General features: G+C 45.1%; 14 protein-coding genes. 4 read left to right on the forward strand and 10 right to left on the reverse strand.

Translation table 11 applies throughout. The features are described 5' to 3' along the window. Positions 1 to 4: 4 nt before the first annotated feature. Positions 5 to 2251: a phosphoenolpyruvate--protein phosphotransferase gene (ptsP, locus tag VR7878_RS02665; protein WP_077333192.1), complete on the reverse strand. Its 2247-nt coding sequence runs from the start codon at positions 2249 to 2251 to the stop codon at positions 5 to 7. Positions 2252 to 2253: 2 nt separating this feature from the next. Next, positions 2254 to 2772 carry an RNA pyrophosphohydrolase gene (gene rppH / locus VR7878_RS02670; RefSeq protein WP_077333194.1) on the reverse strand — a complete coding sequence of 173 codons (519 nt, stop codon included), beginning with the start codon at positions 2770 to 2772 and terminating at the stop codon, positions 2254 to 2256. Between the two features lie 626 nt (positions 2773 to 3398). Here rppH and mutH point away from each other — a divergent pair. Then, positions 3399 to 4064, forward strand: coding sequence for a DNA mismatch repair endonuclease MutH (gene mutH, locus VR7878_RS02675; protein ID WP_077333345.1), 666 nt, complete (start codon positions 3399 to 3401; stop codon positions 4062 to 4064). 263 nt (positions 4065 to 4327) lie between these two features. Then, positions 4328 to 5377 (forward strand): NADP(H)-dependent aldo-keto reductase, encoded by a 1050-nt coding sequence (locus VR7878_RS02680; protein WP_077333347.1) that lies wholly within the window; start codon positions 4328 to 4330, stop codon positions 5375 to 5377. A gap of 94 nt (positions 5378 to 5471) precedes the next feature. Here VR7878_RS02680 and VR7878_RS02685 read toward each other — a convergent pair whose 3' ends face one another. The 5 genes from VR7878_RS02685 to brnQ all read right to left on the reverse strand — a co-directional run bounded on the left by VR7878_RS02685 (position 5472) and on the right by brnQ (position 12176). Then, positions 5472 to 5723, reverse strand: a complete 252-nt coding sequence (locus VR7878_RS02685; protein WP_077333196.1) for a DUF1127 domain-containing protein — start codon at positions 5721 to 5723, stop codon at positions 5472 to 5474. Positions 5724 to 6294: 571 nt separating this feature from the next. Then, positions 6295 to 7626, reverse strand: a complete 1332-nt coding sequence (gene vpsR, locus VR7878_RS02690; protein WP_077333198.1) for a cyclic-di-GMP-binding transcriptional regulator VpsR — start codon at positions 7624 to 7626, stop codon at positions 6295 to 6297. A gap of 356 nt (positions 7627 to 7982) precedes the next feature. Further along, positions 7983 to 9515 carry a lysine--tRNA ligase gene (gene lysS, locus VR7878_RS02695; RefSeq protein ID WP_077333200.1) on the reverse strand — a complete coding sequence of 511 codons (1533 nt, stop codon included), beginning with the start codon at positions 9513 to 9515 and terminating at the stop codon, positions 7983 to 7985. A gap of 30 nt (positions 9516 to 9545) precedes the next feature. Then, a protein-coding gene (prfB, locus tag VR7878_RS02700; protein ID WP_139343989.1) for a peptide chain release factor 2 occupies positions 9546 to 10644 on the reverse strand; the annotation gives its coding sequence in 2 pieces (ribosomal slippage) (positions 9546 to 10568 and positions 10570 to 10644; 1098 coding nt in all). 215 nt (positions 10645 to 10859) lie between these two features. Next, positions 10860 to 12176: a branched-chain amino acid transport system II carrier protein gene (gene brnQ, locus VR7878_RS02705; protein ID WP_077333202.1), complete on the reverse strand. Its 1317-nt coding sequence runs from the start codon at positions 12174 to 12176 to the stop codon at positions 10860 to 10862. Between the two features lie 352 nt (positions 12177 to 12528). Here brnQ and VR7878_RS02710 point away from each other — a divergent pair, with 352 nt between their 5' ends. Together VR7878_RS02710 and srmB are read left to right on the forward strand one after the other, a co-directional pair. Then, entirely contained in the window at positions 12529 to 13251 is a 723-nt protein-coding gene (locus VR7878_RS02710; protein WP_077333204.1) for a tRNA1(Val) (adenine(37)-N6)-methyltransferase, read from the forward strand. A 152-nt stretch (positions 13252 to 13403) separates the two neighbouring features. After that, the gene (srmB, locus tag VR7878_RS02715) at positions 13404 to 14648 is read left to right on the forward strand and encodes an ATP-dependent RNA helicase SrmB (protein ID WP_077333349.1); all 1245 of its coding nucleotides are present in this window, start codon (positions 13404 to 13406) and stop codon (positions 14646 to 14648) included. A gap of 66 nt (positions 14649 to 14714) precedes the next feature. Here srmB and prfC read toward each other — a convergent pair whose 3' ends face one another. The 3 genes from prfC to VR7878_RS02730 all read right to left on the reverse strand — a co-directional run bounded on the left by prfC (position 14715) and on the right by VR7878_RS02730 (position 18087). Then, the gene (gene prfC / locus VR7878_RS02720) at positions 14715 to 16304 is read right to left on the reverse strand and encodes a peptide chain release factor 3 (protein WP_077333206.1); all 1590 of its coding nucleotides are present in this window, start codon (positions 16302 to 16304) and stop codon (positions 14715 to 14717) included. A 265-nt stretch (positions 16305 to 16569) separates the two neighbouring features. Continuing rightward, complete coding sequence (locus tag VR7878_RS02725) at positions 16570 to 17112, reverse strand: porin family protein (protein ID WP_077333208.1); 543 nt, start codon at positions 17110 to 17112, stop codon at positions 16570 to 16572. Positions 17113 to 17331: 219 nt separating this feature from the next. After that, the gene (locus VR7878_RS02730; protein WP_077333210.1) at positions 17332 to 18087 is read right to left on the reverse strand and encodes a response regulator; all 756 of its coding nucleotides are present in this window, start codon (positions 18085 to 18087) and stop codon (positions 17332 to 17334) included. Positions 18088 to 18145 lie beyond the last annotated feature (58 nt).

The following is an 18145-nucleotide window of genomic DNA, read 5'->3' on the forward strand; positions in this document are numbered from 1 at the left end:
TAACTTAATGTTTACCGGCACGAATAAAGCCAGCAAAGCCGAACTCTTCAAAATAAGTCCGCATCATACTATAAATATCATGACCATAAGGTTGCATCAGTGCTTGCGACGCAAGTTTTTTCAGTGTTTTGACGTCTGAATGACGAATCAGGTATTTCACTCTGGCAACGTTCGACGTGTTCATACTCAATGTCTGATATCCCATTCCGATCAGAAGTAACGCCCCAATCGGATCTCCGGCAAGCTCACCACATACACAGACATTAATCTGATGCTGGCGGCAGACATCGGAAATATGCTTTAACGCCATCAGAACTGACGGATGCATGGATTCATAGACATCAGCAACCCGGGCATTGTTCCGATCAACGGCTAATAAATATTGCGTCAAATCGTTGGTACCGACCGAAATAAAATCAACGCGCTCAGCAATCCGGGGTAAAAGATAAAGCATCGAAGGCACTTCAAGCATGACGCCAATTGCAGGCATTTTCACGCGCTCATCCACTGAAGAGACTTCTGTATATGCCTGATCAATAAAAGCAAGGGCATCATCAAGTTCTTTCATTCCGGAGATCATCGGAAAGAGAATCCCCAGATTCCCCGTCTCGATACTGGCTTTCATCATGGCCCGGAGTTGAATCAAAAAAATATCAGGATGATCCAGCGTGAAACGGATACCCCGCCAGCCTAAAAATGGATTATCTTCTTCGATAGGAAGATAAGGCAACGGTTTATCGCCACCGACATCTAATGTGCGCATCACAACCGTTTTGTCCGGATGAGAACACAGTACCTGACGATAAAGCTGTATCTGCTCTTCTTCAGAAGGAAAGCGATTTTGTAATAAGAACGAAATTTCAGTCCGGTACAGACCGATTCCATCGACCCCTTGATTAACCGCCGGGTTATTCTCGGTATTCAGCCCCGCGTTCAACAAAATATTGACCGGATACCCATCACGCGTGATCGCTTTCTCTGCAAGACTTTGGTTCACCATCTCCGAGAGTTCACTTTCTTCTTCCATCAACTCTTGGTATTCAGCCAGAACTTCAGAATCCGGTGAGATATGAATGAAGCCACTGTAACCATCAACAATCGCTAATTGATTATTGATTTCTTTGAAGTTTAAGCTAACCCCCATGATAGCCGGAATTCCCAAAGCCCGGGAGAGGATTGCAGCATGGGAGTTAGCGGCCCCTTCGAGCGAGACAACAGCTAAAAGTTTATCTTTCGGAATACTCGCCAGAATTGAAGCGGTTAACTCTCTGACAACCAGAATAATCGGCTTTTCCAGCGTCAATTCTTCCTGCTCGCTGTTGTACAAAAAGTACAGCATTCGCTGGCCGAGTTCCCGGATATCATGGGCTCTCTCTCGCATGTAACTATCGGACATTCGGGAAAAACGTTCGACATATGCTTCAACAACCTGACGCAGCGCCCAATCAGCGCGATCACCTTGTTGTATCTGTTCTCTCAAGTCTTTGCGAAGCATCGGATCATTGAGTAAATGGGTAAACAGATCAAAAATAGCCAACGTCTCTTTGTGAATATCGCCATCCAGTTTCTTACGCATTCGTCGAAAATCGCTCAGTGCATTTTCAACCGCTCTGGATAACCATTCTTGTTCTTTCTTAACGTCGAGTGTCGAAGCCGGCAACACATTTTCCAGCTCCGGTTGAGAGTTATCCCACCAGAATTCACCAATCGCAACACCCGGAGAGACGCCAATACCGCGAACCACCGGTTGTTGTTTGACAAGTGACCATAATCCCTGAGATTGTGCATGAGCAACCAAAACGGCTAACTGAGCCGAAAGCGTCACAATAAACGATTCTTCAATTTCACTAAACTGGCGGGGAGAACGTTGCTGGACAACCAACACGCCCAATACTTGCTTGCGGTAAATAATCGGAGCACCTAAAAAGCTCTGGTACACCTCTTCACCAAGTTGCTTGAAATATTTAAAATGAGGATGTTTTGAGGCTTCAGCCAGATTGATCGGTTCGGCAGAACGTTTAACCAAGCCGACCAATCCTTGATCAAAACCAATATGAATCTTATTGCCTTTAAACTTCAACCCTTGCGTTGCAATCAGTTCAAGGCGTAATTTTTCTTCATTGGCGAGGTAAATCGTGCAGCATTCAGTATTCATTGCCTCACAGGTTTTTTTCACCAGAATATCAAAAGCCTGATGAACATCTTCAACTTTTGAAACCTGTTCTACAATGTCCCGAAGCTGAGAGAGCATGTTTATCCTCTTTTCCCTTTCCGTTTACCCTTTATTTTCCGTGCTTTAAATGGCATCGCAATAGAGGCAAACTCTTTCATTGCTCGTCGATAAACGTCACGTTTAAACGAAACAACCTGCCTAACCGGATACCAATAACTCACCCAACGCCAACCATCAAACTCAGGGGTTACGCCACGTTGCATGTTAATTTTTGACTCATGACACTCTAAACGTAGCAGAAACCATTTCTGTTTTTGTCCAATACAGACAGGTTGAGAATCCCAGCGTACCAATCGTTTGGGAAGTTTATACTTCAACCAATGACGACTGGAAGCAATGACCTTCACATCCGTTTTTGTTAAACCAACCTCTTCATATAACTCCCTGAACATTGCCTGTTCTGGAGTTTCACCATGATCAATTCCGCCCTGAGGGAATTGCCAAGAGTGTTGTCCGTATCGTTTCGCCCAGAATACCTGACCATGGTTGTTGCAGATTACAATACCGACATTCAGCCGGTAACCATCGCCATCTATCACTGGCAAACCTCTAATAAAATTTAACTTCTCCTGATTTTTTCATAGATCCCCAGATGTAGCAAATATCCATTGACAATAAAAACAAAATAACCCGTGGACTAAATTTGATATTTCACTTCATCTCAGTCACTTATTAACACAAGATGACCAATTTAGCCGATCTTATTCACCTTTTCTGTGAGTAACTATGTGAAAAAGTGATAGATTACTCACAATTCTCTGATTCTTCTCTTACCATAAACCTTTCAACAGCCAGTTCACAAAAAAAAATAATCAATATTTATCAATAAATTAAAACAACAATCATGATACTTACGATCGTCCTCTGATCCACAAGGATCAACCGCCCCGTCACATTGCGCAAAGATCAACCATCATCATTTTTATCCACATAACAACTGCGATTTCGCTGAAAAAATCACAGAAAACCCGCAACAAAGCCTGTATATCCATCCATAACATCAGATTGTAACCTGTCACAGATCAGCATCCTGTGGATAAGCTGAGGACATAATCAGAATACTGTCAATTCAGACAAACCATAACGGTCTCTCATTTGATCTGTTAAACTACCTTGCGTTACATCCTAAATGTTGCGCTTCTATCACGAATACCCAAAAGATGTTATGAAACCTGAACCAAAAACAGAAAGTGAATTACTTGAAAGAGCCAGAGAGATCGCCGGACTCAGCTTTGCTGAGCTTGCAGATATTGCCCGGATGAAAACCCCTTTGGATCTGAAAAAAGATAAAGGCTGGGTCGGGCAACTGCTCGAATGGCATTTGGGGGCAACGGCAGGAAGCAAACCACAACAGGATTTTGAAAAACTGGGAATTGAGCTGAAAAGCATTCCGATTAGCTACACAGGGAAGCCACTCGAAACCACATTTGTTTCCGTAGCACCACTAACCGGTGTCCATGGTTTAACCTGGGAAAACAGTCATGTCAGAAACAAACTGTCGCGCGTTCTCTGGATCCCCGTGGAAGGAGAACGAGATATCCCCGTCGCAGACAGAAAAGTCGGAGCACCACTGTTATGGAGCCCTTCACCAGAACAAGAGACACAACTCAAAAATGACTGGGAAGAGCTCATGGAATTCATCGTGTTAGGTCAGATAGAACAAGTGACTGCACGACATGGTGAGATCCTGCAATTACGTCCTAAAGCCGCCAATGGCCGTGTCAAAACGGAAGCTTATGGCTATAACGGAAAAATCATCCGCACCCGCCCCCGGGGATTCTATCTGCGGACTCAATTTACGGCGCAGATCCTCGCTCACCATTTCATATAAACACATCTTCTTCATATAAACACGTCTTCATCCGCAGCAATGCCACTATTCACAAGCATATCGCAACAAACGTCATTTTGGTCTTGATATATTCAATACCATGCCCATTCGTCATCACGCTTTGGCTATCAATTTCTATTTCCTTTCCGGTAGGAATTTCGCTTATAGTGAAAGGCGAAGCATATATACCTAAGCTCAAATCTAATGAAGATATGCAGTCGGATCTGCTGGAAAATTGGTTCTCTAACAAGAAAGGAAGTCATATGCATTATACAAAGCTGCCTCACTCAACATTAGAAGTCAGTAAAATCTGTCTTGGTACCATGACCTTCGGTCAACAAAATACATGTGATGATGCTTGCAGCCAACTTGACTACGCCCTCGAACGTGGCGTGAATTTCATCGATACGGCAGAAGTCTACCCAATACCGCCTTCTCCGGAGACTCAGGGAAAAACAGAAGAATTTATCGGTCACTGGCTTGAAAAGTCTGGCAAGCGAGAAAAAATCGTTCTGGCAACCAAAGTCGCCGGCCCCGTCAACGCAGGGCCAAGAAATCCCCTTCAGATCCGTGAGAATATGGCACTGGATCACCGTAATATCCATCAAGCCATTGACGATAGTCTCGCCCGGTTAAAAACCGACTATATCGATTTGTATCAAATTCATTGGCCACAACGCCAGACAAACTGTTTCGGAACACTCAACTATCCCGAACTGCCTGAAAAAGAAGAAGTGACGCTGATTGAAACACTCGAAGCAATGACCGATCTTGTCCGGGCGGGGAAAATTCGCTACATCGGTGTTTCCAATGAGACGCCATGGGGAGTCATGACCTATCTCCGGTTAGCTGAAAAGCATGATTTACCTCGTATTGTCACCATTCAGAATCCATATAATCTGCTCAATCGTAGCTTTGAGATCGGTCTTTCAGAAATCAGTCATTTTGAAGGCGTGAAATTACTGGCTTACTCCCCACTCGCATTTGGCATTCTCAGTGGGAAATATCTCGATGGAGCAAAACCGGAAGGCGCACGCTGTACACGCTTCGAACGTTTCAAACGCTACTTCACGCCTCAGGGAATCAAAGCGACCGAAGCTTATATTCAGCTTGCCCGGGATTATCAGCTCGATCCGGCGCAAATGGCGCTGGCCTTTGTCAACCAGCGCTCTTTCGTTGGCTCCAACATCATCGGTGCGACGACGCTGGCTCAATTAAAAACGAATATCGATAGTATTGATATCACATTGTCTGATGAGCTCATTGGCAAAATTGATGAGATCGCCACGACCTACTCCAACCCTTGTCCGTAATTTTTGCAGAGATTAAGCGCCCGGACAGCTTCGCAGCATATATGGGCTGAATCGCAGGCCAAAAGGATGCAAACGTCCCTTTGGCCTGCTTTCGTTATGTCGGTATTCGCAATGCTATAAACTGCCTGAGCAGATGCATACGACGAGTCACATACTGCTCTTCATTGATCGAACGACCAACAGGGCGGCCATCGGCTTGCAGGCCGATATCACGCAGCAAATGAGGATTATCCCACGGAATCGCATAAGCACTCTGACGTACTTTTCTTCTCCATGATCGTTCTTCACGACGTAAATCGGCTCGAATGAGCAGCGCAGCAAGTGATAGATAAAATGAGTGACGCATAGCAGAATTCTCCTTGAGAATCATCGGCTGGAGGAAACCTAGCGACACTTAATAGAATGCAGAATGAGAGAATTGAATTCTTTGACTTATTAAGCTGCTACATTTCCGCAGCCTAATAAAAAAGGTACGGATTGATTAACTAAAAATATCTCGTTTCATTTGACGTGACATACCAAGAATGGCATTTGTTCGTAAATGAGAAATAGTTCGAGACTGAAACGCACAAACAGAAATAATACGGAATACAGATTTCATAGCGCGTCTCCTTTTAGTCATAACAATCCAATTAAATTCATGGCCGAAACCACAGCTTTAATTTAGTGGCAATACGTCCATAAATCAATCAATACATCACTGACATCTTCAAAAAAATAGATTAGTTCAATAAATAATAATCATTCATGTAATCACAATGCTATTCAACCAAAATGGATTATTTTATTGAAACAATTCACTAACACTACTTTTAATAGTGAGAATATCTCTATCGTATAAAAAAGCCTTATTAAAATCATAAGGCTTTTCAAAACAGTATCGTACAACTTTGTTAAAATAAATAAATCATAAATAATTAATTCATATCTTCCGAAATTAAATTATGCTTATTCAACAATCGATACATTGTCGCTCTTGATATTCCTAACTCTTTTGCAGCCTGAGTAATTTGCCCGGAATTAGATTCAAGCACCAGCATCAACGCTTCTCTTTCGGAGCGTTCACGGATACTTTTCAGACTTAATTTTCCATCACCAAATTTTGGCAAGTCCAGATTACTTTCACTGAGCATGACGGTATCAGACATCAGAACCATTCGTTTTACCTGATTGATGAGTTCACGAATGTTCCCCGGCCAATGATAACGAGAAAGCATTTTGAGTGCATCTTCGGTAAAACCGCGGGCCTGAGCATTGTACTCTTTTGAAAATTGCTGAAGATAATGACGGGCAATTAAAGGGATATCGGAAACACGTTCTTTTAGACTAGGCACGTTAATTCGTAACACGTTAATATAGTGATATAACTCGTCATTGAAATTACCATCAATTAACGCTTTCTCTATATCCGTCGCATTTGCAGCCAGTATTCGGATATCAACCGTCTGAAACCCTCTTGATGTTTCTATTGTACCTTCTTGGAAAAAACGGAGTAAATTCAACTGCTGATCTTTCGTAATCGACAAAATATCATTCAGAAGAACGGTGCCACCATCTGCTTTTTCCAAAATGGAAACAAAATCATCATCAGCGCCAATCCCGAACAATTCCATCGCAAAACGTTTTTCGGACATCGCCCGACAATTGACAGAGATAAAAGGCTTTTTGGAACGGGAGGAGGAATTATGGACAGCCTTGGCAACCATCTCTTTCCCTGAACCACTTTCACCATGAATCAAAATACTCACATCGGTTGGCCCAATTCGTTTGATTTGATCACGCAGCCGTTTCATTGCAACAGACTCACCAATCAAGCCAAAATTATCGTTTAACCCATAGTGAGGCCATACTTTTTTCTCAAGCTTCAACATCCCAAGCTGATGCCCGATCGTGCTAAGCAACTGCGCATCAGGTATAGGTGCCGTAAAGAAATCAATACAAAAGTTTACAATAAATTGACATATTGTATCTGAACTTAACTGTGACTCGCGAATGAATGCAAGCCACCGAACTTGTCTATGACTACTGACTAAGTTCGCAACCCCATTTAAACTGAACTCATCGTGACTTAAATCGACAATACCGATACATGGACCGACTTCATCAAACAAGACATCTGCTTTTCTTAAATCGCCGACTTGAGAACATCGCCAACCAACTTGTTCTAATACCGAAAGCCATGGTTCATAAGTGCCACCAACCACGATAAGAGAACCTGGCACAGAGTCCATACGGAACTGATTACCCATGAACTATTCCTTATCATTTATTCATATTGTTATGTTATTTGGGGGCTTATATAGTATTAATTATTAATAATTACGCTACCGTAGGCACGAATTAAAAAACGCATATTCTTAATTATGAGACTAACATAAGAAATTACATAAAAAGAACAGAAGCGATAAAATACTACGACCCGTTTTCCTTATACGATGATAACTACTTAAATATATTTCCCCCCTTTTAACTCCTCTAATATATGAAATCATCACTGGTCTAATCATCCTACCTGCTCTTTCTGATAAAACAAAGCCTTTCCCGAAGGAAAGGCTTTCCGTGTTTTTTAGCACTTTAATCCATCACCAGTGATAAATTTAGTGAATTATCCCTGAGGACGCATCGCCGGGAATAGAATTACATCCCGAATCGTATGTGTGTTTGTAAACAACATCGCCAAACGATCGATGCCGATCCCTTGTCCGGCCGTCGGTGGTAAACCATGCTCCAGTGCAGTGATATAATCAGCATCATAGAACATCGCTTCATCATCACCGGCGTCTTTAGCATCGACTTGAGCTTTAAAGCGTGCATCCTGATCTTCGGCATCATTCAACTCAGAGAAACCATTGGCGACTTCCCGGCCACCGATAAAGAACTCAAAGCGATCCGTAATAAACGGGTTGTCATCACTACGACGAGCTAACGGAGAAATGTCAGCCGGATAACCGGTAATGAAAGTCGGTTGAATCAGTTTTGGCTCAGCCGTTTCACCAAAGATTTCCTCTAACAGCTGACCACATGTCCAGAATGGTTCAACTTCGATATGCAACGATTTAGCAATCGCGACCATCAGCTCACGATCCTGAATCTTGTCATTATCAAGCCCCTGAATCTCAGCATGATCAGGGTTATAGTGTTTCACCGCCTCTAACATACTCATCCGGGCATAACGGCCACCGAACTCAACGGTTTCGTCCCCGTAAGGCATTGAAGTCGCACCCAGAACCGACTGAGCTACCGAACTCAACATCTCTTCAGTCAAGTCCATTAAATCATTATAGTCCGCATAAGCCTGATAGAACTCCATCATGGTGAATTCAGGATTATGTCGCGGTGACAGCCCTTCATTTCTGAAGTTACGGTTGATTTCAAACACACGGTCAAACCCCCCCACAACCAAACGCTTCAGATAAAGCTCCGGAGCAATCCGCAGATACATTTCCATATCTAACGCATTATGATGAGTAATAAACGGGCGAGCTGTAGCACCACCAGGGATGCTCTGCATCATCGGAGTTTCAACTTCAATGTATCCTTTGCTGATCATAAAGTGACGAATGGCACTGATCAGTTTAGAACGGATGATAAATGCCTGACGCGAATCTTCATTCATAATAAGATCCACGTAGCGCTGACGATAACGCATTTCCTGATCCGTCAGCCCATGAAATTTCTCCGGTAACGGACGCAACGCTTTGGTCAGCAGTTGGTAAGATTCCATATTGACATACAGATCACCTTTACCAGATTTATGCAGCGCCCCTTTCACACCGATAATGTCACCGATATCCAGCCCCTGATATTTCGCTTTCAAGTCTTTTTGTACATCTTTACTGGCATACGCTTGAATCCGGCCGGAAGTTTCCTGAATCACCAGAAAAGGCCCACGCTTGGCCATAATTCGTCCGGCAATTGCCACAACATGATTCAATGCTTCCAATTCTTCTTTTGTCTTTTCACCGAAGGTTTGTTGCAAATCACTGGCCAGACTATCGCGGCGAAAGTCATTAGGGTGACCGTTTGCCTTACAATCCTGACGGATATAATCTAACTTACCGCGTCGCTCCGCGATGAGTTTGTTTTCTTCTTGTCTGTTACTTTCTTGAGTCGTTTCGTTTTGAATCGCATCAGTCATTTCGATGTACCTGTCATATCGGTGAAAAGCTTAAAGACCTGATTTCAGGCTTGCTTCAATGAATTTATCTAAATCTCCATCCAGAACCGCCTGAGTATTGCGGTTTTCGATCCCCGTTCTCAGATCTTTGATCCGCGAGTCATCAAGCACATAAGAACGAATCTGGCTGCCCCATCCGATATCAGATTTGGCATCTTCATTCGCTTGCTTCTCGGCATTCTGTTTATGAAGTTCAAGCTCAAACAGCTTCGCACGAAGTTGCTTCATCGCCTGATCTTTGTTTTTGTGCTGGGAGCGGTCAGTCTGACACTGCACCACTGTATTGGTCGGTAAATGCGTAATCCGAACCGCAGATTCAGTTGTATTGACGTGCTGCCCGCCGGCCCCGGATGCCCGGTAAACATCGATCCGCAAATCAGCAGGATTTATATCAATATCAATGTTCTCATCAACTTCCGGATAGACGAACGCTGATGCAAAAGAAGTATGACGACGACCACCGGAATCGAACGGAGACTTACGCACCAGACGGTGAACACCGGTCTCGGTTCGCAACCATCCATAAGCATATTCGCCAATGATCCGCACGGTTACCGATTTCAGCCCGGCGACTTCGCCCTCAGAGACTTCAATTACTTCGGTTTTGAAGCCTTTGGCTTCAGCCCAGCGCAGATACATCCGCAATAACATCGAAGTCCAGTCTTGTGCTTCGGTTCCGCCGGAACCAGCCTGAAGGTCAATATAACAATCGGAAGGATCGTGCTCTCCCGAGAACATCCGGCGAAACTCGAGCTTCTCCAGATTCGCTTCCAGCTCATCCAGTTCAGGACCGATCTCATCGAACGTTTCCTGATCTTCAGCTTCAATCGCCAGTTCAAGTAAGCCTTCGACATCATCAACACCACGATCCAAAAGATCAATGGTTTCAACGATCGCCTCCAATGCGGCTCGCTCTTTTCCCAGCGCCTGAGCCCGCTCGGGTTCATTCCAGACTTCGGGTTGTTCAAGTTCTGCGTTGACTTCTTCGAGACGTTCTTTTTTTACATCATAGTCAAAGATACCCCCTCAGGACATTTGTGCGGTCAGACACGTCCTGCAGGCGGTTTTTTATCGGGTTGATTTCAAACATGATTGCTCAATCGTTTATTAGAGTAGAATTTAACCGAAGAATTCTACTGAAAAATGTGATGAAGATACAGGAAAAATTGCTGGTTCCACATGACTTTCCAGCATGCAGAAACTGAACCGAACGCCCATGTTATCAATAATCATGCAGCGTTCGGGGATTTGGGGAAAAGAATGACATTGATTGGTCGCAAGCAAACTCTCACTCACGACGACATATCAATGGGTTGCTTCGTTCATTTCCATCGCTTGCTCCGGGCGAGACAAGCAAAACATCGCCACGAATATAATCGCGGTCGGTAATAACCAGCCCATCCCAATATTAAACAGAGGCAAGAAACTAAAAGAGGAAACATCGACGCCAACAAACTTAAAGGCATCGATCAACGCAAACAGAAAAGACACCAGCAAAGCAATTCGATAGGCAACTTTAGGATTCGGGAGCTTATTCCGGACAAATGTCAGCGCAACCAAAGTGATCGCCACCGGATACAATGCAAATAAAACCGGAATCGACAGTGAAATTAACTGACTCAACCCCACATTCGCAACTACGGCACAGACAACACTGTTCACAACCACCCACTGGTGGTAACTAAAACGAGTCAGTGAACTGAAGTAATCAGAACAGGCAGAAATCAGGCCAATTGCCGTTGTCAGACAAGCCAACAATACAATGACCGATAAGACAACCTGACCAAAGTAGCCAAACATTGCCTGAACATAAAGGCTGAGTATCACACCCCCGTTATCAGCCCCGATCGCAACCATTGAACTGGTCGCTCCCAGATAGAACAACGAAATATAGACAAAAGCGAGCCCGAAAGCCGCAATAAAGGCAGCAGCAATCAGATATTTGGTCGTAGCCCGGGATTCAGTAATCCCTTTGCCCCGCAGCACATCTACCATCAACATCCCGAACATCAGTGAAGCGAAGGTATCCATGGTGTTATAACCTTCCAGAAAACCGGTAGTCAGCGGCTTTTCAAGATACGCCCCCTGAGCCGCTGCGATTGTACCTTGCGGATGAATAAACACCCCGACAGCCACAATAATCAGCCCGACAAACAATGTGGGAGTTAAAACCTTACCAATCAAATCAATCAGTTTGCCTTGAGACCAAGAGAAAAAAGCAGCAATCACAAAAAATGCAACAGAGAAAAAAGTAAGATTCGTAAAGCTCCCTTCACTGACTAATGGTTTAAATGCCATCTCAAAAGCAACGAGCCCGGTACGGGGTGCAGCAAAAGCAGGGCCAATAATGATGAAAATCAGCACCGCCATGATCGTCGAGACTTTAACCGGTAAATCTTTAGTTAAGTGCTGCCAGCTACCACCGGCGACGGCAACAGCAATGATTGCGATCAGAGGAAGCCCGACGGCAGTCAGTAAAAAACCGCCCATTGCAGATGAAAGGTTTTCGCCGGCCATTTGGCCGGCCAGCGGAGGGAAGATAATATTGCCGGCCCCAAGAAAAAAAGCGAACAGCATAAAGCCGACCGCCATAATATCGGTTAATTTCAATGTCTGTTTCACAGAGCACCTTCTTATTGTCTATGTTGTGTTTGTAACAGTGACAGTTAACTGTCTTTCGTTTTTTGCGCGATCATGTACAAACAGAATGAAATAATCAATAACACAATAAGAATTAGTCAATCGATCCATGTAAAATCACATTTACTAGAACAATAATCTAATAAAAAAGCAAAATTATGATACAAAAATTAAAAACATTTAGTACAAATAATTCACAAAAAGCAGCAACACTCAACCTCTTGAAAGATCATGTGATTGTTGCCAGTCTCCCGCTAAAATGTACATCTCATGCTCTGAAAGCATAAAGAACTGCTTCAATGAGATGAAGTTCGTTACTGATGGAACAATATTCATGAAGAAAAAATCACAGCATCCCAAGATGTTCCATTTCAAGCAATTTTCAGTATCCGCCGGGGAATGTGGTATGCCCGTCAGCACAGACGGCGTGTTATTGGGTGCTTGGATGAATGGTCACAACCTGCGATCGATTCTCGATATCGGAACGGGCACAGGCTTACTCGCTTTATTTTGTGCTCAACGCTTCCCAAAGGCGCAGATCACTGCACTCGATATTGATCAACAAGCAATTCAGACCGCTCTCAATAACCGGGACAATTCTCCCTGGGCTTCCCGGATCGAGGTAAAGCATCAAGATATTTTAACCTTCACGCCCCACTCAGATTATGATGCGATCATCTGTAATCCGCCTTATTTTACCTCCGGACAAGTTGCAACCGCCCCGACACGAGCCCTTGCCCGGCATGTTTCCGGTTTTTCTCACCAACAGCTCTTACACCACTGTCAACACCTGCTCTCTCCGACAGGTCAACTCAACCTGATTCTGCCTTGTCAGGAAGGAGATGCACTGATTAACATCGCCAAGCAACAAGGATGGTTTTTAACCCGCTATTGCCTGGTTTCTCCCACTGACACCAAACCGCCGGCTCGTATCCTGTTTTCACTCAGCAAAACAAAACCACCGGCTTGTGAAGAGACCCGGCTTACTATCCGTATCCAAAACAGCTATACGCCCGCGTTTACCGAACTCACCCAAGCGTTTTACCTGAAGATGTAAAAAAGGATGTAAGATCGTGATGGAAGTCTCTATAATGCCGAGCTTTGGTTTTGCCGTCTCCGTTGCACAGATCACTGATAACGGATAGCTTAACAGATAGTTTGATGAATGAGCGTTTTGATGCAGAGCGTTCGACAAGCAGAGAAATAGCCGTGATTAAAAATTTTTCAGACTTAGAATTAGATCCCTGTCTTCTTGAAGCCATAGAAAAAGCAGGATTTACTCGCCCGACACAAGTTCAGGCCGAGTCCATTCCCTACGCTTTAGACGGTCGGGATGTCATGGCTTGTGCCCCGACAGGGACAGGAAAAACCGCAGCGTTTGGTCTGCCCGCAATTCAGTATTTAATCGACTTCCCGCGCAAGAAACCGGGGCCGGCGCGAGTGCTGATCCTCACCCCAACCCGTGAACTCGCGATTCAGGTCGCGGAACAGATCCAGACGCTGGCTCAGCTGACCCACCTGAAAATTGTGACGATAACCGGTGGTGTTCAATATCAGCAACATGCCGACCTGCTCAATGCGACCCAAGATATTGTGGTCGCGACTCCCGGTCGGTTAATGGAATATATTGAAGCCGAGCGTTTTGATTGTCGCGCCATCGAATGGTTGATTCTGGATGAAGCGGATCGGATGCTGGATATGGGCTTTGCACCAACCGTGAATCGTCTTTCCTCTGAATGTCGCTGGCGTAAACAAACCTTGCTGTTCTCTGCCACCCTCGAAGGGAAAGGCGTTGATGGGTTTGCGGAAGATCTGTTAAGCGACCCGGCGGAAGTCCGTGCGGATCCCCCACGCCGGGAAAGAAAGAAAATCACCCAGTGGTATCACCGGGCAGATAGCTTAGCTCATAAAAATGAGCTGCTTAAAGAGATCCTGACCACGCAGTCTCAGCGAGCCATCGTCTTCGTCAAAACCCGTGATCGACTGGCAGAGTTACGTTCAGAACTAGAGCGCAGCCAGATCCCCTGTGCCTGGATTCAAGGCGAAATGCCGCAAGAACGGCGTAACAATGCAATTAACCGGTTTCGGGAAGGTGAGATCAACATTTTGCTGGCCACCGATGTTGCCGCCCGTGGTTTAGACATTTCAGATATCAGCCATGTGATCAACTATGATCTCCCACGAACTGCAGATGTATTCCTGCACCGAATCGGCCGTACCGCCCGAGCCGGTAAAAAAGGGATTGCAATTTCTCTGGTTGAAGCGCATGACCAACCGATGATCGAACGAATTCAGCGTTACATGAGCGAAGAGATCAAAGAACGGTTTATTGACGGACTGCGGCCGAAACATAAAAAGCCGGTCTTCAAAAAGAAAAAGTCACCGGCCAAGAAAAAAGCAGCGACCAAAGATAAAAAAGTCGTGAAGAAGAAAACCGCCAAAAAGAAAAAGTAACGTTGCTTTGACGCCGTGATCAAAAAAGCTCCCCAAGGGAGCTTTTTTGTCTCTGCGGTAACGCGATTAATGCTCGCGAGTCGCTCGGAAATCAATATCCGGGAAACGTTCTTTTGCGAGGTTAAGATTGACCATCGTCGGCGCAATATAAGCCAGATTATCCCCACCGTCTAAAGCCAGATTAGCCTGATTCTTACGCTGGAATTCATCTAACTTTTTGACATCATCACACTCAACCCAACGGGCGGTTGCAACGTTAACACTCTCGTAAATCGCTTCAACGTTATATTCAGATTTCAGACGGGCAACCACCACATCAAACTGTAGCACCCCGACCGCACCAACGATCAGATCGTTATTTTGCATCGGACGGAAAACCTGTACGGCACCTTCTTCAGATAGCTGTACCAGTCCTTTCAACAGTTGTTTCTGTTTCAATGGATCTTTCAGCCGAATGCGGCGGAACAGCTCGGGGGCAAAATTAGGAATCCCGGAGAATTTTATGGTTTCTCCCTGGGTAAAGGTATCACCAATCTGAATCGTACCGTGATTGTGTAACCCGATAATATCCCCGGCAAATGCCTCTTCCGCCCGCGCCCGGTCACCGGCCATGAACGTCACCGCATCAGAAATGCTGATCTGTTTCCCGATCCGGACGTGATTGATCTTCATCCCTTGCTGGTAAGAGCCAGACACGATCCGCATAAAAGCGATCCGGTCACGGTGTTTCGGATCCATATTGGCCTGAATTTTAAACACAAACCCGGAGAACTTTTCTTCCGTGGCATGGACTAAACGTTCAGCCGTTTCACGCGGCATAGGTGACGGTGCCCATTCAGTCAGACCGTCCAGCATATGATCGACGCCGAAGTTCCCCAACGCAGTGCCGAAGAATACCGGTGTCAGCTCGCCCTGAAGAAAGAGTTCCTGATCAAATTCATTCGAGGCGCCGACAACCAGTTCCAGCTCTTCTCTTAGTTGCGCTGCCAGCTCACTACCTACTGCCTGATCAAGCGCCGGATTATCGAGCCCTTTGACAACCCGCAACTCCTGAATGGTATGCCCCTGACCGGTTGAATATAAAATGGTTTCATCACGCTGCAAGTGATAGATACCTTTGAAGTTTTTACCGCAGCCAATCGGCCAGGTCACTGGCGCACAGAGAATATTCAGCTCGTTCTCAACTTCATCCAGCAATTCCATCGGATCGCGGATATCCCGGTCTAATTTATTCATGAAGGTGACAATCGGCGTATCCCGCAGACGGGTCACTTCCATCAGCTTACGGGTCCGATCCTCAACCCCTTTGGCCGCATCGATGACCATCAGACAAGAATCGACAGCAGTCAGTGTCCGGTATGTATCTTCAGAAAAGTCTTCGTGTCCGGGAGTATCAAGCAGATTGACCAGACAATCATTGTAAGGAAACTGCATGACTGACGTGGTAATCGAGATGCCCCGCTCTTTTTCCATATCCATCCAGTCTGATTTCGCATGTTGATTCGAGCCACGTCCTTTAACAGTACCGGCTTGCTGAATCGCACGTCCGAACAACAGCACTTTTTCAGTAATGGTGGTTTTACCCGCATCCGGGTGAGAAATGATAGCAAAGGTTCTTCGTTTATTAACTTCGTCGAGAAAATTCTGGTCAGCCATGAATAAAATCTTTTATCTGTACACGGATTTGTACATATGTATCAAGCCGCCTTTCGGGCTCGCCGCAGCTCAAATCCGTCATGTGAATCGAAATAGGCTGCTATTCTCGCTGATCTTGACTGTTTAAACAATCACGGTTGCTTAAATCAGCCAAGATTTACAGGTCAGCAAGCTGGTCATCACGATGTTCACCGAGATGAATCGCAGATTCACTCGCGCCACGATGATAAAAAGCCCGTACTCTCTGGCCTCACCATCGCTTTGACTAAAATCGATACATCAGTCCGATATTCGCTGAGTTGACATCCACATCACTCATCCCTAAACGTTGCAGGCCGACATTGACCGAAAAACGCTGATCTAAGCGAAATAGCCACCCCGCCCGTAAATTATAACCAATCCCGTCTTCGTCAATGGTTTTGACTGAACGTAATTCAACTTCGGTCTGGTTATAGTTCACCCCGACAGACGCATAAAGAAACTGGCGATCCGTAAGATAGAAGTTGCGGTTCAGGCTCAGGGAGACGGCACGATAATCAAGTTCCTCTTCTGACTCAGTGATCACACCGATTTCTTTGCGTGGCACACTACTCCCGGATCCCATATGTACGCCCGCTAAAACGCTCCAGTTCTGGTTCAAATCAACTCCGGCCTGAATCGCACCGGTCCATGAAACATCAATACTATCCGATGCCGACTTATAATCAGAAGAACCAATCCCCGTCTCAATACCAACCCAAGTCGCAGCCTCGCCCGTCGATGCGAGCAATACACTGGCGGAACCTAAAATACTGATGAATTTTTTCATTACTTTTTCCTCTGACAACAATGAAAACGGACAACATGAATCATGCTGTCATTATCATTGAACAGAGGCTGAAATTTGAGATACTTATGGTGACGCTGTGTGACAGTCTGTAGTAGTAAAAAGAAAGCTCAGGGATTGGCCGAACACGGTTTCACCGGCAAAACAAATAGCCTGTCGGGAGACAGACTCGTGACATTCCGATGCGGTTCAGGTTGTAGTTCAGTCGGTATAAACACACAGCTGGTAACCGATCCCTCTGACCGTTTTAATCAACTCTTTGCCATCTTCCAGTACCAATTTTTGCCGCAAACGGGATATTCTGCGATCAATCGAACGATCCAAACCATCATATTCAAAACCACGGATTTTTTGCAAAATCTCATCGCGACTGACCACTTGACCCACGGTGCTCGCCAGTAACACCAATAGTTCAAACTCCGCCGTCGTCGTCTCAACGGGAACCTGATTTAACACGACACTTCGATTACTGACATCAACAGTGAGCGGCCCACAAACCAATGTGTTTGAAAAAAATGATGTATTTGCAGCTGGAGCGCCGGTCCCCTCTGTTGCATTTGCATGGGAGAGTTTTCGTTCAGAGCGCCGTAATAAAGCATAAATCCGGGACAGTAACAGGTGGGGTTTTACCTGCTTAATCACGTAATCATCAGCACCGATTTCCAATCCCTTCATCTGATCAACATCATCATCTAAAGCCGTTTGCATCAAGATATAACCGGAATAGAAAGCACGTATCGTTTTACACACTTCCATGCCGTTCATCCCCGGTAGCATCACATCCAAAATCACCAGATCCGGATGAAGTTCAGCCACTTGCCGGACAGCATCTGTACCGTTGTTCACGGTATTCACTTCAAAACCATAGCGAGACAAAAAATCCTCGATCAGGCTCGCAAGTTCAATGTCATCTTCAACCAGAAGAATCCGTTTATTGTAATTCGCAAAGTCAGTCATTTATCTCCGACTCCTCAACATAAAACGACGTTTGCCTCAGTGTAGCGAAATTCAACCC

The organism is Vibrio ruber DSM 16370, assembly GCF_900163965.1.
Taxonomy (GTDB): domain Bacteria; phylum Pseudomonadota; class Gammaproteobacteria; order Enterobacterales; family Vibrionaceae; genus Vibrio; species Vibrio ruber.